Origin of the sequence: Stieleria sp. JC731 (genome assembly GCF_020966635.1) — a bacterium.
In the GTDB taxonomy this organism is placed as follows: domain Bacteria; phylum Planctomycetota; class Planctomycetia; order Pirellulales; family Pirellulaceae; genus Stieleria.
In genome coordinates this window covers 1,022,899-1,041,196 of record NZ_JAJKFQ010000011.1, presented here as the reverse complement: position 1 = coordinate 1,041,196, position 18,298 = coordinate 1,022,899, and the positions used below count along the sequence as shown (strand labels likewise).

Below are 18,298 nucleotides of genomic sequence, written 5' to 3'. Positions count from 1 at the left end.
AACCGTCGCTAGCGCAATCACGGCTCAGTTTGTTTGCATATGAGCCGCTTCGGCGCTAGCCGCGGTTGCTGACCATGTTGTTTGCAATCACTCAACCGTCGCTAGCGCGATTGCGGCTCAGTTGGATAGACCGTTAATAGTCGACTTCAACACCAAAGTACGGGGTCAAACCGGGTGACAACACAACCGTATTTCCGAAACTTCCTTGTGGAGGAATCCGCAAGTTAAGGTGCTCGTAGTAGTTGTTGTCGAACAGGTTTTCAGCACCAAACGTCACGTTGACGTTGCTTCGCGGCCGTAGATAGCCTCGTAGGTAGCTGGTGGTAAAACCGGGGGTTGGGGTTTCCAGCGTCACGACTGCGACATCGGATCGTGTTTGACCAGCACCGGGCGACGAACTGAGCGTTCCCAAGCGGTCTTGGTTGTCCACCATTCGAAGCCCCCATTCCAGACCCCAGCGGTCTTGGCGGCTATCATCAGTCAAGCGAATCCCTAAACGACCTTCCAGCGGAAAGATGCCCGCAAGCGGCTGATCGATTTCACGGTCGCGGCCATCGAGATAGTTCAAGCTTGAAAACAACTGGACCCCATCAACCAAGTCGGCTTCGCCGTAGTATTCAAACCCGGTCAATGTCGCATACTCAGTATTGACCGCGCGAAGCAATCGAGACCCTTGCGGATCGTTGATCAAGTTCGCGTTGTAGGTCACGTAATCCACGATCCAACTATGAAATCCGCCGATGCGTCCACGCACGTATTCGTAATCCCAGTCGAGCCGAATGTCGGCTTGCCAGTTACGTTCTTTGCTAAGCGATGGATCACCGATCAACCGGCTAAATCCGCTTTGAATGATAGCCAGGAATAGCCCATCGCTATATCGCTGTTCCAGCGTTGGCAATCGCTCTGCGTACCCGCCACCGACACGCAAAGACCAGGACGGTGCGAGATCGATATCGTTGGTGAGGAAGTAGGAAAGCAAGACATCCGAGACATCCAAGTCTTCGTTGATTGGTCCCAAAGCTGGTGGAAGTGCCGGATCGCGGAAATTCGAGACCGCGTTGACATCGTCAGGGTCGGCCTGGGTATGTGCGAACGCGACGCGAAACCCGGTCGCCGATTCGATGAAGTCGATCATCGAGAACGAATACTCGGTGTAGAAACCTGGCTCAACAAATTCCGATTTTGGCAAACCTGTCGTGATCGTCCCCAGCGGGTTCCCTGAGATGTCCCGAAATCCGTTTAGGTCGTAGAACTCTTCGACTTGCTGTTTGACGTAGCGAACATCCGCACCGAATCCGATCGTTCGATCCCGGTCAATTTCCTGCGTCATCCCGGCGCGGACACCGGCACTTAGCAATTCACCATCGACGGTTCCGAAGAATGGTCGCGTGGGATCGGGTGGAAACAGCAGTGGCCCCGGTCCGGTCTGCTGACTGCGTTGCACGTTTGTCAGTGCTTCGTCAACACGCTGCAAGACAGGAAAATCACTTCGGCGTTTACTTGCCGCTGCGGTGTCGCCGTTGAATTCAGTGTTGCTAATCCACGAGTCAACGCGATAGGAAAACCCCGTTCGCTTATTGCGATGAATTACGCTGTTGGTGATTCCGTCGCTATTTAGTGCGTCAACGTCAAAGAATTGGCCCGCGTATTCGGTTCCCGATTCGGTGACGTGCGTGTAGCGGAACTCACTACGCGTTTGATCGTCGAGGTCAAAGCCGATCCCTGAAAACAAGTTGAACGCGTCATAGCTGGACGGCACTAGAAGGCCATCTCCAGCCGCATAGTCGCTACCTTTTCGGTACCCGAGGTTTGCGTAGTAACCCATATTTTCGCCGCCGCCAAAGAACGTCGCCGAATTGTATGTTTGGCCACCGTTGGTTCGCAGGTTGGTGCCTAGACGCAAATGGTGTTCTGATCCACATTCGTACCGAGGTGTGGCGATGGTATCGATGTTCAAGAAGGCGAATCCACTGCCGTACCGCACAGTGTATGGACCGCTATAGACCTGAACGTTACCGATCAGGAACGGATCGATTTTTGAAAAGACGCCGTCCAAGTCACTTCGAGCAGGAAACAGATACGATCCATCTTGGCTGGTATAAACCTGGCCGTTGTAGTAGCCGCGGATCTTCGGGTCAAAACCCAAAGAACTTCGTCGTCTCGCTTTGACCGTCTGAGTCGCGGCCGACTCCACCAGTGTTTCACCGATGTCGGGCGTTTGGGTCAAATTGAAAGTCCCAGCGGGAACGATTTCAACTGCCGGCGATTCGGTCAATGCGATCTCGCTTGTACCCTGAACATCTTCGAGCTGTTCGACAAAGCTAGCCGAATCGACAAGAGATGATGTGTTACTATCGAACCCCGCCTTGCTAATCAGGCTCCAGTCGGCAAAACCAAAGTTATCTGGCAAGCTCGGATCTGCAAAGTTAGCCTCTCCACCGACATCGATTGGCTGAATGGCCTGTTCATTGACCGATTCGGAGAGCGCAGGGGCGAAGGGATTTAGTTCTTCGAACTGAACCGGCAACACTTCGTCGTTCGCAAGTGCTTCAGCGATCGCCAAGAACCGAAATTCCGGTTCTGCTGATGCGTCGTTGTTATCCTCAGCTTGCGCTGCTTGATTGGCGCAGCAAACAGCCAACGCAGCGGCGATCCCGAAGACCGATGACCTGAAGTGGAACATCCCTATTCCCAATGGTTGGCGGCACAGCAGCAACCCCGAAACGGCAAAGCCTCGCCTAAACCGTCACCTTGATTGTGCTTCGCTTTCACCGCGCGTAACGCCATCCCTGCGTTACACCTAGCGCGGTGTATTGATGTGTGATCGGTTTCCCCCAACCCTGGCTAGATCTTTTATAGCTAATTCGAACAAGTTGCCTGAAACCTCCCATTTTGCCAAACAGTACGAAAAGCCCCCAATTCAATCTGTAGACGAACCAATCGCGAGCACCAACAGAAGGTCGGAATCGTCTCCATGGCAAACTTTGGCGGCTGACGAAGCTATCGCGGAACTGACGACCGCAACTGTTGCAGCGATCTTGAACCGTCGATCTATAAGCTGTCCCGGCCGAAAGACCGGGCAATCGAAATCACAAAGTGGTACCACAACCGGTGAAATTCAGGCGGCAGCCCCTGTCCAATTGACCAGTCCAAGTGCCCGAATCTTTGGGTGGTCTAGACCGACCAATTCCACACGCCGCACGTCCACGCTTGACGGCCCCCTTTAGCAACCTCGACTTCATGAACCAAGACAACCTAACGAATTCAGGTCGTTGGCGACTCCGTCGTTCGTGGCTGAACCGAAGCATGGAGGTTGCTTTCAAAACCAGTGCGGGGTCGAAGCGAACGGCACTCACAGGAACACTGTCAGTTGGAACCCTCGCATTGGCGGCCGTTTTCGGATGCAATGGCCCAAGTCATGTTAGTGAGCATGTCGCCAATCGTCCGATTCCCCCAGCTCATCAAGTTCAACCACCTGTTTACTCACACCAGGGTTTGAGCGCTGGCAGAGAGCTACCTGCGGGGACATCCCAGTGGAGTTCACAAACGATTCGACAAGTCAGCGCGACCGAGCTGACAGATGAACAATTGCTGAATGCTTGGGACCGTTTCAACGATCCACGTCTACATTGGGTCCAACGAATCAGCCTGAGCAACATCGATCAATCTTCGCAGGTCGATGAACGCTTGCAAGCGATCGGTTTCCCGCCATTGAAGACAGCTGACTTCGCCAGTGCCCGTCAAAAAATGGCCGAGTCGCTGGCGCACTTAGTTGTCGATATGAGATTCCATCATCACTGTTTACAAACGCTGATACGTGAACTTGATGAACAGGAAGACGTGATGGACGCCGCACGGCTTCGCGCCCAAATCGGATCTGGTAAAGGATCCGATGTCGACGTTCTTGCCGATGAAGCGAACATCACCGCCGAGATGCAAGATGCCGAGCGAGAAGCGATCAACAATTTTGCTAAGCAGCTGAATGTCCTCGCGGGTCAAGAGTTGACTCACGCGCTAATCGATTCGATTGGAGATCAGCCTCAGTTAACCATTCCCGGGCTTGTCGACAAAGTGCCGGCAGAAAACCTTCGTGGTCGAACGGATGTTGATCAGGCGACACGTGAGCTTCGATCACGCGGGACTCAGGCAGGCATCAGCGAAGCACAGTACTATCCATTGCTGGCACTGCGCGGATACATCCACGCACGCCGCAATGAGCCTTCAAGCCTGCCAGGCTATTCGCCAAATATTCCCGGCATCCCGCTGGACACACTACCGGAAAGTTCGTTTTCAAATGAGTCGTTTGCCCCAATCGTGTCGGGAACGTCTTCGCAATCACCTTACCAGAACTCTCTTGTCAGCTATCATCAAGTCGTCTCGCATGCCGCGACGGAAGTCGAAGATTTGTTGAGCGACTACCACCGCAAGGTAGCCGCTACACGACAACTTCGCGAACAACTTGCTGCACAACTCGATGCGTTGCGTCAAGCGGTTATCAACTTCGAAGCGGGCACTGCAAGTTCCGCCACAGTTGCCAAACAACAACGTCAACTTGTTGACCAGTACTTCCAATTGCATCGCCAAGAACGTCAACTGGGACATATCGCGATCGAGTTGTTTGTTGCCTTTGGTGGCCCCAGTCGGCAAGACTTAATCGTTCCGGCTGCATTGACCAGTCGATAGCCAATCGCAAATCCATTGATCGGGTATGACAAAGATACAGTTCGTCTATTTTGACCTCGGAAATATCTTCGTCGCCTTCGATCCCAAGTTGGCGAGCAACAATTTGGCAAAGCTTGCAGGGACGTCGCCATCGGTCGCATGGGAAATCCTGTACCAAAGTGGGCTCGAAGATCGATTCGAGCACGGGGAGATTTCTTCTCAGGAATTCGCCGATCAGTTGCGAAAGGCCTTGGCCATCCAAGACAGTACGATTACTGACCAATCAATCCTCGATGCGATCAGCGACATGTTCACGCCGATCAAATCCATGGCCACCCTGGTGGAAAAGACGCGAAACGCCATCGGCAAGGTTGGAATCCTTTCGAACACATGCGAAGCACACTGGGATTGGATAAAACGTCAATCGTGGGAAATCGCATCTTTGCAATTCGACGTCGAGATTCTTAGTTGCCGCGTCGGCGCGATGAAACCTGTTGAGGCGATCTACCTTGCGGCTGAGCAGGCTGCAGGCGTCGCTCCCGAATCGATCTTTTTTATCGATGACAAGCAAGTGAACGTCGATGCCGCTCGGGCACGAGGATGGGACGCGCATCGATGTCTTGGTGGTGGTGAAGCAGCCGCGGTATTCAAACAGCAGCTGAACATCGGCTGAAATACGCCACCACAAGGATCTTTCTGCCAATCCAGATTCTCACCTTCTCCGCAGCGGCATCTAATTCTGACCAACCGCAGTTGCCGTGGCTGGCGCTGATTGAGCGATTTCGATGTGACTCGGTTTCACTGTGCCTTGATTTCACTGTGCCTTGATTTCACTGTGATTTGTGTTCACTGCCACGTGATGTGTCGTGACTTGGTGTGAAGGGCTTGTCGTGGCCTAAATCTCGTGGCTCTGTCTAAATGCTGCAGCGTCTCGCTGGCAGTGGTATGTTAGCGGTTTCCCCCACGGGAAAATCAACCTGCGGAACATTCAGTTTGGCTCGCCAAGATTTCTTGGCAAACCGTCTCGATGTCCGAACGGTTGATCCCACCTACGACTTCTTCTTCCTCCAAAACGCTTGCAGCGGATGCCGTCAAGGATCTGAATTCGATGAATCGTTGTTCAACGCTTGCCCTTTTGTGTCTCTTCATTGTCGCGATAAAACATTGCGATCAATCTCGCGCCGAGGATCGTCCTAACATCCTTTGGTTGACGTGTGAAGACAACAACGTCAACTGGGTCGGTTGCTACGGCAATCCCCATGCAGATACTCCCAACATTGACGCCTTAGCCAAAGAAGGCTTTCAGTACATGCATTGCTATGCCAATGCTCCCGTTTGTGCTCCTCAGCGAAGCACTTGGATTACCGGTGTGCATGCCATCTCGATGGGCACCCATCCGATGCGCAGCCGTTATCCGATCCCCCACGACCAAATCAAATACTATCCCGATCTTCTCAAGCAAGCTGGCTACTTCGTCGGTAACGACCGTAAAACGGATTACAACATCGGCGGTCGTGAGGACGGCAGTGCGTGGGACACCAAGAAAACAGACTGGAACGCTCTAAAAAAGAACCAGCCGTTCTTCATGGTTATCAACAGTACGCAATCCCATGAATCGAAAGCGTTCGGCGATGTGAACCAGACCAAGCGAGACCCACAGAATGTACGGTTGGCGAAATACCATCCAGACATTCCTGTCATCCGCAAGAACTACGCTCACTATCACGATGCCGTGAAGAAGATGGATGACGAGATCGGCGCGGCACTTAAAAAATTGGAAGAAGCCGGACTCGCAGAGAACACCATCGTCATTCACAACTCTGACCACGGCGGAGTCATCGCGCGAAGCAAGCGTTTCCTGTTCAATAGCGGAACTCATTGCCCACTGATTATTCGGATTCCCGAAAAGTTCAAATCACTTCGTCCCGGTGAACCGGGCTCGAAAGTGCACGATTTGGTCAGCTTCGTCGATATGCCGAAAACATGGCTCGACGTTTGTGGGGTTGATCCTCCCGGCTACATGCAAGGCAAAGTCTTCCTCGGCCCCAATCAGCAAAAACGAGATTTCCACGTCAGCTTTCGAACACGGATGGATGAACGATGCGACAACGTTCGCGCGGTTCGTGACGGCAACCTGTTGCTCATTCGCAACTACATGCCTTACGCACCTTGGGGACAACACCTCAACTATCTTTGGAATATGGAAGCCACCCAAGCTTGGGAAGCACACCATCGAGCTGGAAAAACCGATGCGATCACGGGACGTTTCTTCGGCACGAAGCCACCAGTCGAACTGTATGACACTGCCAAAGACCCTGACAACGTTCACAATTTAATCGATGATCCACAATACGCCGAAGACGTCCAGCGTTTAAATGCGGCCTTGGATAAATGGCAGCGGGACATCCATGATGCCGGGCTGTTGCCGGAAAGCGAAGTGGTTCGGCGCAGCGAACTATCAGGGAAAACCATCTATGAAATGGTTCGCGATTCGTCGCTATACGATGTCGAAACCCTACAAAAAGCAGCCGGGGTTTCGCTATCGCGAGACCCAGCCGTTCTCGATCAGCTGTACAAGAACTTGCGAAGCGATGACCCCGGTGTTCGGTACTGGGGTGTCGTCGGACTGTTCAACCAACAACCTACATCCGAATTAGATTTGGATCAGGTCCGTTCGGTCATGGAAGATGACTCGCACCACGTCCGCGTGATGGCGGCCTGGATCCTCTATCGGGCTGGCGACAAGGCTGCTGCACAGTCCTGCTGGAACTCGCTGTTGGAGCAGGACTCTTATGCATCGCTGAAAATCTTCAATGTGGTCGATTGGATCGGCGATGACATTGAACCCTATCGCGCATCAATGCAAAAGTGTGGCTTCAGTCATAGCGGCTACGTCGATCGAATGAAAGAATACATGGCGATTCCATAATCGGTTTCCGATGGCTTTTTAGCACGATTGCTCAGACCAATAATCGGGCAATCGTGCCATCTTCTTCGGCCCTCGGTTCGTCTTCAACTGGAAGACGCAACACACAGCCTGCTCGGCCCGCAGGACTGTTGGCAGACCACACGGTGAACCGCTTGGCAATGTTAGCTTTGGTGATTTAGGTGGCCTACGCAAATCCAGGCGACGCAACCAATCCTGAATTCCGCGTCGCGGCGGCAGTGAAAGTTTAACGACTAGGGTGATTTTTCCCGATGTAGTGATCAGGAAATCTATCTGACCACTTTTTCGTTTATCAACTGACTGCGAAATGGCCACCTCTTTGAAGTCTATCTCCCTAGCGCGACGATCGATTCGAGCCGGAACCAATTCGTATCCACGTGGCGCCGCATGGGTTTTGGGACTTTGTTTGGTATTAGCCAACTGCTCCGGAATCGTCTCGGCTGCTCAAAGACGCGGAACGTCGTCGAACGTCGTCCCCGTCACTTATTCAGAACCCATCTTCGACGGAGCTTGTGACGCGATCCCGATCACACGTCCAACGGTGATGCGACAACGCTTGGCCACTGGACCTACTGGCGGTTTTTGGGCTCGGGCTGAATATCTCTATTGGGACCGTACCGGTGCGGAGTTTCCGGTTCTGGTAACAACCAGCGATAGCGGAACAGATCGGGCTGACGCGGGCGTTTTGGGTAGCTTTTCAACAACCGTATTCGGCGGCACCGACTACTTGGGCGAGCAAGAATCCGGCGGAAGGTACTCCATCGGCTTTTGGTGGGACCACAGCCATGACCTCGGGCTGGAGTTTACGTATACAAACTTGGGTGACCAAAACGTTTCTTTTGCCGCCAACAGCAATAGCCAAAGCATACTGGCTCGTCCGTTTGTCAACGTCGATACGGGATTTGAAGACGCACGTTTACTTGCGTTTCCAAGCGAAGTTTCAGGCAATATCCAAATCAATGCGGACAGCAGCTTTCAAATGTTCGACCTGTCGATCCGCCGATCGATTTCGAACTATCAGTCCGCCCCCGTATACCTCTCTCTCGGATATCGCTCGGCGAACTTAGACGAGAGCGTTCAAGTTGTTGATGTCTCAAATTCGCTGACTGGGGCGACTCAAGGGATTTCGCTAACTTCGACAGACTCATTCCGAACGGAAAATGAGTTTCATGGTGTTCGCGTCGGCCTCTCAAACGACATGCCGATAATTTACCTTCCCCTGATCGATGGAGTTGTGCTCGGAATTGACGGGTCAATCGGCGTTGGACAAACCAACCGTCGTACCGTCATCGCAGGGCAATCGGTGACTCAGAATGGACTGGGGCAATCTGCAACCACGACCGGCGGACTACTTGCGCAGTCGACAAATATCGGCACGCATGAGAGCGATTCATTCGGAACGCTGCATGACTTGTCACTTCGGCTGACCAAGACGTTCAGCCGAAACCTGACAGCCACTCTGGGCTATTCCGTTTACGGTTGGAGTGATGTCGGTCGTGCTGCCGAGCAAATCGACCGACGCGTCAACCCGACTCAGATTTCACCCGGAACGCTTTCCGGATCAGCCCGTCCAGCGTTCTCTGACGTGACAAACGAGTTCATCGCACACGGCATCACATTCGGTGCAAACCTGGCCTGGTGAGACGCCCCATCGATGAACCTGTCGATTTAGATCAATCTTCTGACGTTTCTTTCGAATAGATCAGCACGGCATAAGGTCCGATCGAAACGCCCGACGAAGATTTTAAACCGTCACGCGCTTGATCGATCGCATCGACATTTTCGACTGGGAAATCATCGAATTCGTCACTGTAGCCAGTCCAATCGGAATTGAAACGTAATCGCCAGGGGCCCGAATCTGGGAATCCGATTTCGTAGCTTGCCCAAGACCGGTTTGCAAAATTTGCGACAACAACCACGTCGTTTTGGGGATCGTCATCACGCCGGACGAAAGCGACCAATTTGTCGGCTTCGTTAACATGATGCATGTCGATGAATTGACCTTTGAGACCGCCGGTTTTGCCACCACGGTTGAGCCGCAGGTTGATCAAGTCTTTGAATAGGCGATTGATTCCTTTAAACCTTTTGACACGATCCCATTGCAGCGGATCACCATCGTCAAACCAATCGTCTTCCAACATTTCCTGTCCTTGGAAGAGCATCGGAATCCCTGGAGCAGTCAGCGCCATCGCGGCAGCCAGCACCGTTCGCTTTTGCGCGAATCGTCCTTCGGCATCTTCGCTGTCGATTTCGGTCGGGACCCGTGCTTTACCGTTGGCTACTTCATCATGTGATTCGCTGTAGATGACTCGCTGAAATGCGTCGCCGTTGTACCGGTTGCACAACGCATCACGAACGGCCCACATATCACGATGGGCATCGTCCATTTCTTGAACCACTTGGCGAATCGGATGCACAAAGCCTGCATCCCATTGAGTCGTGAATCCGGCGCCGCCATGGTCGGGACCTTTGGTTAGCCAGTTGTTTTTCTGCAGGTCTTCTGCAACCAGAATGCAATTTGGAAACTCGGATCGGATGTCCCGATTGATCCACTGCATCAGTCCCCATCCCTCGGCAATATCATCGTTGCCGATCCCAGAGATCGTTCGGATATAAGCAGTCATGTCGTAGCGCAAGCCATCGGCATGGAACTCACGCATCCACATCATCGCATTGTCGTAAATGTACTGCCGGACTTCACCCCGACCGTAGTCAGGCCGGGTCTCGCCCCAAGGGGTTGAAGAGCGGTCATCGTTGTAAAAATAGATCCCGCCTTTGCCGTTTTCACTCCATCCGTCGAACTGCCATAGATCCAAATCACTGGGACCGAAATGGTTGTAAACGACGTCAATGATGACCGCCAAACCGTGGCCGTGTGCAGCCTTGATCAACCGTTTCAGTTCGTCAGGTCCTCCATAGGCTTGCTCAACGGCGAAAGGATGCGCGGGGTTGTATCCCCATGACCAGTCGCCGGCAAACTCGCCAACCGGCATGATCTGGATTGCGTTGACGCCTAGCTTTTCCAAGTGCGGTAGCTTTTCGATTGCCGCGGCAAACGTTCCCGGATGGTCTTCCTGAGTTCGGTGAAACGTTCCGATGTGCAACTCGTAGATAACCAGCTCATCATGAGTCGGTGGAACAAATCGATCGTCCTGCCAATTAAAACGGTCTTCGTAGACGATCGCATTGCCAACGCTGTTGGTGACCTCTTTGGCGTATGGGTCGATCCGGTCCAGCTCCTGATTTCCATTGACGATGCGATATTTGTATTCATCCCCAGGCTTCGCTTGATCAATATTCAAATACCAGTACCCATTCCCTTCGGATCGCATGGGGTGCTGGTCCGGCTGCCATTGATTGAATGTTCCCATCACGGCGACGCGATCGGCGTTCGGTGCCCAGACGCGAAAAGCGACACCGTTCGGGTGCACGATTGCCCCCATCCCGGCAATCGCCTTCTCGTCGGACGACTGCTTGGAAGATGATGACGACTTCGAAGATTTGACAGCGTCCTTTTCGGGCGGCAGTTGGGTTGTCGACATAACGTTCTGCATGTTGAAGGGTTTGGACGCGAAAGATCGCGGTGATAGACAGCAAATGCCGAGTCCGCCGATCGCAAGTTTTGGACCAAAACCGTCTAGTGGCCTAATTTCACGCCGGCGAACAGCCGACTGATCGATAGGCGACCAGCCCAAAAGCCAACGCGTGAATAGAGCGGCTAAACCTCGGCTGAATCGGTACTTCGAATGCTTTGATTTCGACCGCCAGTGGAGAAACTCTGGGGGGTAATCCCGGGGAAACCCGTTTGCAGCGGAAGTGGGCTTGGCAGCCACAGAATGCATTTGCTAGTTGAGGTGCTGCGGTGTAGACGGCTGACATTTCGACGAATGGTTAGCTGTTGTGCTCCGCAGGCAAATGCCGCTCTGGCCATCACGGGCTGGGTGAGTGTGGCCAAGGATTGACCGGTACGGCTAGAGATCGAAAAGTGAGTTGCCAAAATGGATTTTGGCAGATGCGTGACGCCAGCAAAGCGTCCATTCGCGTTCGAACCTGGCCGGGAACAAGCGTTTTTCGCGATAGGATTGAGATGCAAACGCAATCAACGATGAACCAGAAATACAGTCTTGTTGCGCTGCGATTGCTGCTGATCGCGATGACTTGCACCGTACTAGGCGGGTGCCACGACGGCCCTATGTACGGACTGAAAACGATGAATCCTTACTACACCATGTGGGCGTGGAAAAAGGATGAAGCCCTGGGTGTAACAGACCATGAACGGCTTAGCCAAATTCGCTCACTATCGGGCCAAATCGCAGAGATGCCCGAGAAAGAGCAGGACTTTTGGGCCGATCACCTTGAGCGAATCATCGATACCGACCCAAGTCCCGAAATGCGTTTCCACGCCGTCCATGCGGCTTCAGGGCTCAAATCATCGCAGAAGTCCTTGAACCTGATCGAAAAAGGGCTTGGCGACGAAAGCATCAAGGTTCAAACCGCTTGCTGTCAGTCGCTAGGCGTTCGCAAAGAGCCTGAAGCGGTCCAGATGCTCGCACAAACGCTGGGATCGACGACCGAAATCGACGTCAAACATTCCGCGATCGCAGCCTTGAAAAACCACAAAGGTGCGATGCCGACCAATGCCCTTCGTGTAATTCTGGAAGAGCAAGATCCGGCGACCGTTTACTTGGCGATGGACAGCTTGCGTGACGTGATGGACCAAGACCTTGGCAACGATCCAAAAACTTGGATCGCGGCAATCGACGCCAAGCAATCGCCCAACATTCCAGGCACGGAATCGGCTGATGTGCAAATCGCCGAAAAGGACGCTCGTTCGCTTAAATAAGCGGGGCTATGGCTGCGTGAGTTTCCTTTAGACGCACGGCCTAAGTTGAAGGCGTCGTGCGTTTGATCAACGCGAGATTTGCTTTAAGAAATTCTCGGCGTTCTCTAGGTGGGCTTTCATTTTGGCGTCGTCCATCTTCTCAGCCATACTGCACATCATCGCCCAGCGTGGATTCTGAGAAAGCTCATCTCGGTGAATCCATATCCATCGCCAATACAGACCGTCCCAAACATCGCACCATGGGCCCTTCGCATAGTGGCTCATCTTGCGGACATAGGACGAACCGGAAAAGTACGGCTTCGTTGTGATCTGTCCGCCATCAGCGTTTTGACTCATCGCGTAAACATTGGGAACCATCACCCAGTCATAGCTGTCGATGAACATCTCCATGAACCAGCGATAAATGTCATCCGGATCGATCTCACAGAGGAACATGAATCCGCCCAAGACCATCAGCCTTTCGATGTGGTGACAATATCCAGTTTCAAGCAATCGGCGAATGGTATCATCGATTGGGTCAATCCCGGTGGAACCATCGTAGAAGCACGACGGCAACGCGCGATGATGCTTCCAGTGATTGGTCGTCCGCATTTTGACGCCGAGATCCTGATAGGTCGCCCGCATGAACTCGCGCCATCCGATCACTTGCCTGACGAAGCCTTCGATCGAGTTGATCGGAGTATCATTTTTGTCAGCATAGGCCAATGCTTCATCGATGACTTGTTGGGGTGTAAGCAAGCCGATGTTTAACGCCGGGGTCAAAACGCTATGCCAAAGCCATGATTGGCCTTCTTCGATCGCGTCTTCATAGGGTCCGAAGTTCTCCAACCGCTGCGCAACAAAGTCTTCAAGCCAACGTTCGGCCTGGCTGTGTGTGGTTGGATAATAAAGTTCGTCCAAAGACCCTGGGTTGTCAGCAAACTGCTCAGCAACCGATTCACACGCCTCCTTATCAATCTCGTTTCTGCGGAAGGATGTCAGCGTTGGTAAGTCCTTGAGCAGCTTCTTGGGGACCTTCTTGCGATTGTCCTCATCGAAACTCCATTGTCCGCCTTGCGGCTCGCCTTCAGAATCGATCAAGACGTTCATCCGTCTACGCTGCCACTTGTAAAAGTCTGCCATGTACCATCGCGACTTTTCACTTCGATACGAATGGTTTTCTTCAGGGGTGTTAATGAACCCTGGCGTTTGCAGCACCTCCAGCTTGGCACCGAATTGCTTGGCAGCGGCGCGTAGTCGCTTTTCGAGAATGAAGTCCACGGGATCAACCACAGCCCAATCGCCATCGGTCGATGCTTGACCATCGAAGTGCCGTTTTAACTGATGCTTCAGCACTTCGCCTGGCTCGTAGGCAAGATAGTGCAGCTGCATTTCCTGATCCGACAACCTGTCCGCGTAGCGTCGCATCGATGCGCGATGCAACCAAAGCTTTTGCAGATGAAACTTTGCCGGATACTGCGTATCCCCGAAGAACAGGCTGTCTTCGATAAACAGCACTTCATCTGGCTGTAGGTCAATTCCTGGATGAGGATCGAACAGTTGGTGAGGGAAAATCAGAAGGATCAAGAGGGCGGTCACTAACAGGGAAGTCGAATTGAAGTGCGGGACAGCACTGTAGAAAGCTGCCAATCGTGAAAACGACCGTTAATATCCGAGTAAACCGTTGGACCATCTCAAGACGCCGGACAAAAGCGACGCTCCACCGTCACACAAAGCTGACGTCGCCGGAATGTTCGCCGTCAATCAAACGAAAAGTATCGATTGAGATCGCTACTCAGCCCCCCGCGCTCCAACACTTAGCTTCGTTAGGCCAACCTCCAACGGTCAACGTGGGGAGGCTTTCAAATCATGCTGGAATCTAGACGGCGCAACGTCGCACAAGAGGGCTTCGAATGGGATGGCTTTGGAATTCAAGCACGGCTGTCGAGGACGAGGAAAAACTAGACGAGTTGTGGGACTCCAAGTCTAAACTCGACGCGATCAGTAACGTCCAGGCGGTGATCGAGTTCAACATGGACGGGACAATCATTGAGGCAAACGACAACTTCCTGCAAGCGATGCGATATCGATCAGAGGATGAAATCGTCGGCATGCACCACCGCATTTTCATGGATCCGCATGAAGCCGGAAGCGCTGCTTACGAGCAGTTTTGGCGAGTGCTCCGCAGCGGTGAACCGCACTCGGGAAGATTCCGTCGCATTCGAAGTGACGGCACTCAAATCTGGCTCGACGCAAGCTACTACCCGCTGCTGGACCAGTACGGGAAGCCCTTCAAGATTCTGAAATTTGCGAAAGAGATCACAAACGCGGTCGAGAAAGAGACATCCAATGTCCAGGTCGGCGAAGCGGTCGCAACGAGCATCGAACAGATGGTCGAAACGATCAACGAAATCTCTTCACAACTGACCCAAACGGCTCACCAAGTTACCAAGACGGAAGAAGAGATTTCGTCAAACGTTCAATCCGTTACCCGACTCGAACAGAGTAGCCAATTGATTGTCGACGTAGTCGAAACGATCCGTGGCTTGGCCGAACAAACAAACTTGCTGGCCCTTAACGCCACGATCGAGTCCGCTCGTGCCGGTGAAGCCGGCAAGGGATTCGCGGTGGTTGCCAACGAGGTAAAGGAACTTGCCAAACAGACAGCGAGTGCGACCGACAGCATTGGCGAAACGGTCGACGACATTCGCACCCTGATCGCGTCGAATGTCCAAGCTTCATCCAGTTTGAATGAACGCATTCGAATCGTCACCGAAAGCATGCACTCGATTGCCGCTGCCGTCGAAGAACAATCAGCAACGATGGCCAACCTAAATCAAACGGCAACGATGCTCCGCATCTAGCTAGCCACTTGAACGGCGGCGGCAATGGAGCCGCCGCCGGGAAACCAGGATTTCGCAACCGGTGTTTTCAGCGGCTGCCTTTCACATCTCGGTTCGCTGATTTTCTACGTGTCGCGTCAGTAAAAGATGTTGCTACGGCCCGATCATCGTGTCATGCCTCATCAAGCGGCGGGATCCTATCGCTGTCAATTCGCAATGTGATGCTTCGTGCGACTCCGGGTTTCCGCTCAATCAGTTGCCTTGCTGTGAGCGTCTTGCTCATGTTGTGAACCGTTGGCGGTGATACGCGAAAGTAGCGTTGGAAATCTGACTCTGCTGGTGCACGCCGATTCAATTTGACATACGCATCGATAAATGCGAGATATTGGCCCTGCTTGTATGTGAATTCATCGGATTGTGGGTCCATTTCTTTCTCCAGATGCCGAGAAGATTGTCCGTCAAACGAGCACATATTGATCCGCGAACTTGATTATAAAAGGCTGAGCTCCATAGCAGGAAGGGCTTAGCCGAAGTTACAGCGATCACTGCAAACAGCGAGCATCCAAGATAGTCTCAACACAGCGAGGAAACACCGACCTCGCCTCTCAAAGTTCCACGCGACAGCACAAATCAGCCTGCTGTCCAACCAAAATCGCAAGTGGCGATTTCAGCACAGATGACGCTGTTTGGTTGCGTTCGTCGACAGGACAAACTCACACGCATACTTGCTGGTTACCCATCGCTAAACCGGTTCAAGCGAAAAACCACATGTCTTCGCTGTGTTAATCGACCAAGGTACAATCAGACGTGCTTCACTGTTTGACAGGAAGCACTGATAGGACCGGAACAGAAGAGCGAACCGGCGGTCCGAATGATCTGGGTCCGTGGGCTGCGAAATCTTAAAAAGCAACAGCCTTAGAAAGGCAATGTGATTTCGCTTTGAGGATGCCAAAGAGCCGACGGCCGGATTTGAACCGGCGACCTGCGCATTACGAATGCGACGCTCTACCAGCTGAGCTACGTCGGCATGCTCACTTGTGCCGAACTATATCGGACGCCGAAGTGATCGATGTCCAGCAAATTACAAAACGATTCCTGTCTCGACCAGGGTGCTTTCGATGTGTTTTTCACGTTGGCAGGAATTACTTAAATCAGTTGTCGAGCGCCAGCGAATTCAGGCGTGGGTGGAAAACAAAAGCAAACTCACATCAGCTTTGCCAACGAACCCAGCACTGGAGGGGCAAGCGATGTCATGCACCACGCGTGCGAAAAGAAGAGAGCATTGCCCGACCGTCAGTGTTCGCACGGATAAAATTCTCAGGGCCGGAATCTTCCAAAAACGCTCAAAATCGACGCAAAGGCGTACCGAAGCCAACTATCTGGACAAAAATTGGCGGGTTTTGTGCCCGAATCTGAGCGATCCGCGTGCCACGACTCGACAAAAAACTTTTTTTTCGGTAAATATTCCAATCCTGGGGAGATTCCCCACGCGTTTAGCCCCAGCTTCGGCGTGTCTCGACCGTTGAGACCACCGAAAGCCACTATGTCCTTCAACAGCCCATCGCCGATCGGGCAGGAGAAACTGGACCTGATGAATGAAGTCGAACTGGACGTCGTCGACTTGAAAGAACTCATTCTGTCGAACAATTCGTTCGGCCCGAATGACGTAGTGGAGATTCGTCAGATGATCGCGGAGAACTACGGTCATTTTGCCGAACTTCGCGATGCCGTGTCCGAAATGGAACACGACGAGAACATCACACCGGCTGGCAAAACCAAAATGGGTGTTTGCCAATTCCTGTTGGGCCGTTTCTCGGAGTCACTTGGAACTCTGCAAGCTGCTGACGGCAGCGCGACGGCATTGTTCTACGCCGCTCGAAGTATGTTCGAGCTGAAGCGTTACGATGATGCCATTCAAACCTACGAAAAAGCACAGACCGCGGGATACAACGAAGATCAATGCAAGATCTTCATCGCGGAATCAAATCGATATGCAGGCCGAATCGAAAAGGCCATGATGTTGCTCGACGACATCTTTGGCCCTGCCGAGCAGACTGCCGAATACATGTACCAACGTGCTTCGACGGTTGCTTACCTCGGCGGTCGTCGCGAAGAAGCAATCACGCTTTACCAGCGTGCTGTCCAAACCGACGAAAACCATGCGGGAGCTTTGTTTGGCTTGGCATGGGAAAACGATCGAATGGGCAACGACGAAGAAGCAATCAAGCTTTACGAGCGGGCTGCGAAAGCGTTCCCAACCGGAGTCGGTGCACTGATCAACCTTGGGCTGATCTACGAAGACCGCAACGAATTCGATAAGGCGCAAGCTTGCTACAAGCGAATCCTGGATTCACATCCACACGATCCGCGTACTCGCCTGTACGTCAAAGACGCTTCGGCAAACGGCAACATGCTGTACGACGAAGAAATGCAGCGTCGCAATGATCGCCTGACTCAAACCTTGGCAATGCCGGTCGCGAACTTTGAACTCAGTGTTCGAAGCCGCAACTGCTTGTCGAAGATGGGCATCGAATCGATCGGCGATCTGACTCGCACGACCGAATCCGAGCTGCTGTCGAGCAAAAACTTTGGCGAAACCAGCTTGATCGAAATTCGCGAAATGCTGACCTCCAAGGGCCTCAAGCTCGGTCAGTTCGCACACGAAAAGAAAACTGCCGACCCACCGGTCGACACCAGCCACCTGTCTCCCGACGAGCAGGCGATGCTGGAGCGTCCGATTTCGGATCTGAACCTCTCCGTTCGTGCACGCAAATGTATGGCTCGTTTGCAACTGAACACGATCGGCGAATTGCTTCGTAAAACCGGTGACGAGCTTCTTGAGTGCAAGAACTTTGGTGTGACTAGCTTGACCGAAGTTCGCGAAAAGCTGACCGACCTCGGTTTGAAGCTTCGTGGTGACTGAGAAAGCTGCCGTATTGCACTGAACATCATCCTCCAGTGATGTTCTGGCAAATCGCCAACGACCAAACGACGGGTCGGATCCGACACCAACTGCGGATCCGG

Annotated in this window: 11 protein-coding genes and 1 tRNA gene; 7 read left to right on the top strand and 5 right to left on the bottom strand. The window is 52.8% G+C overall.

The window, feature by feature from the left end; all coding sequences use genetic code 11:
• Positions 1-133 precede the first annotated feature (133 nt).
• Positions 134-2,683, bottom strand: a complete 2,550-nt coding sequence (locus LOC67_RS20760) for a TonB-dependent receptor plug domain-containing protein (protein WP_230264723.1) — start codon at positions 2,681-2,683, stop codon at positions 134-136.
• Positions 2,684-3,240: 557 nt separating this feature from the next.
• Between LOC67_RS20760 and LOC67_RS20755 the strand changes: the two genes are divergently transcribed.
• From LOC67_RS20755 to LOC67_RS20740, 4 genes are all read left to right on the top strand, one after another.
• Positions 3,241-4,683, top strand: a complete 1,443-nt coding sequence (locus tag LOC67_RS20755) for a TolC family protein (protein ID WP_230264722.1) — start codon at positions 3,241-3,243, stop codon at positions 4,681-4,683.
• A gap of 25 nt (positions 4,684-4,708) precedes the next feature.
• The gene (locus LOC67_RS20750) at positions 4,709-5,335 is read left to right on the top strand and encodes an HAD family hydrolase (protein WP_230264721.1); all 627 of its coding nucleotides are present in this window, start codon (positions 4,709-4,711) and stop codon (positions 5,333-5,335) included.
• Positions 5,336-5,770: 435 nt separating this feature from the next.
• On the top strand, positions 5,771-7,591 hold the full coding sequence (locus LOC67_RS20745; RefSeq protein WP_230264720.1) for a sulfatase: 1,821 nt from the start codon (positions 5,771-5,773) through the stop codon (positions 7,589-7,591).
• Positions 7,592-7,916: 325 nt separating this feature from the next.
• Positions 7,917-9,251 (top strand): BBP7 family outer membrane beta-barrel protein, encoded by a 1,335-nt coding sequence (locus LOC67_RS20740; protein ID WP_230264719.1) that lies wholly within the window; start codon positions 7,917-7,919, stop codon positions 9,249-9,251.
• Positions 9,252-9,282: 31 nt separating this feature from the next.
• Here the strand turns inward: LOC67_RS20740 and LOC67_RS20735 are convergent, their stop codons facing one another.
• On the bottom strand, positions 9,283-11,151 hold the full coding sequence (locus tag LOC67_RS20735) for an alpha-amylase family glycosyl hydrolase (RefSeq protein ID WP_230264718.1): 1,869 nt from the start codon (positions 11,149-11,151) through the stop codon (positions 9,283-9,285).
• Positions 11,152-11,621: 470 nt separating this feature from the next.
• Between LOC67_RS20735 and LOC67_RS20730 the strand changes: the two genes are divergently transcribed.
• Entirely contained in the window at positions 11,622-12,452 is an 831-nt protein-coding gene (locus LOC67_RS20730; RefSeq protein ID WP_230264717.1) for a HEAT repeat domain-containing protein, read from the top strand.
• A gap of 66 nt (positions 12,453-12,518) precedes the next feature.
• On the opposite strand, the gene LOC67_RS20725 is transcribed toward LOC67_RS20730, so the two are convergent.
• Entirely contained in the window at positions 12,519-14,030 is a 1,512-nt protein-coding gene (locus tag LOC67_RS20725) for a cryptochrome/photolyase family protein (RefSeq protein WP_230264716.1), read from the bottom strand.
• Positions 14,031-14,344: 314 nt separating this feature from the next.
• Here LOC67_RS20725 and LOC67_RS27655 point away from each other — a divergent pair, with 314 nt between their 5' ends.
• A complete protein-coding gene (locus tag LOC67_RS27655) occupies positions 14,345-15,295 on the top strand; it encodes a PAS domain-containing methyl-accepting chemotaxis protein (protein WP_315861075.1) in 951 nt (316 codons plus the stop codon).
• Positions 15,296-15,446: 151 nt separating this feature from the next.
• Here the strand turns inward: LOC67_RS27655 and LOC67_RS20710 are convergent, their stop codons facing one another.
• The gene (locus LOC67_RS20710; RefSeq protein ID WP_230264715.1) at positions 15,447-15,701 is read right to left on the bottom strand and encodes a MarR family transcriptional regulator; all 255 of its coding nucleotides are present in this window, start codon (positions 15,699-15,701) and stop codon (positions 15,447-15,449) included.
• Between the two features lie 527 nt (positions 15,702-16,228).
• A tRNA-Thr gene (locus LOC67_RS20705) sits at positions 16,229-16,301 on the bottom strand.
• A 564-nt stretch (positions 16,302-16,865) separates the two neighbouring features.
• Between LOC67_RS20705 and LOC67_RS20700 the strand changes: the two genes are divergently transcribed.
• The gene (locus LOC67_RS20700) at positions 16,866-18,197 is read left to right on the top strand and encodes a tetratricopeptide repeat protein (protein WP_315861079.1); all 1,332 of its coding nucleotides are present in this window, start codon (positions 16,866-16,868) and stop codon (positions 18,195-18,197) included.
• The last annotated feature ends 101 nt before the right edge of the window (positions 18,198-18,298 follow it).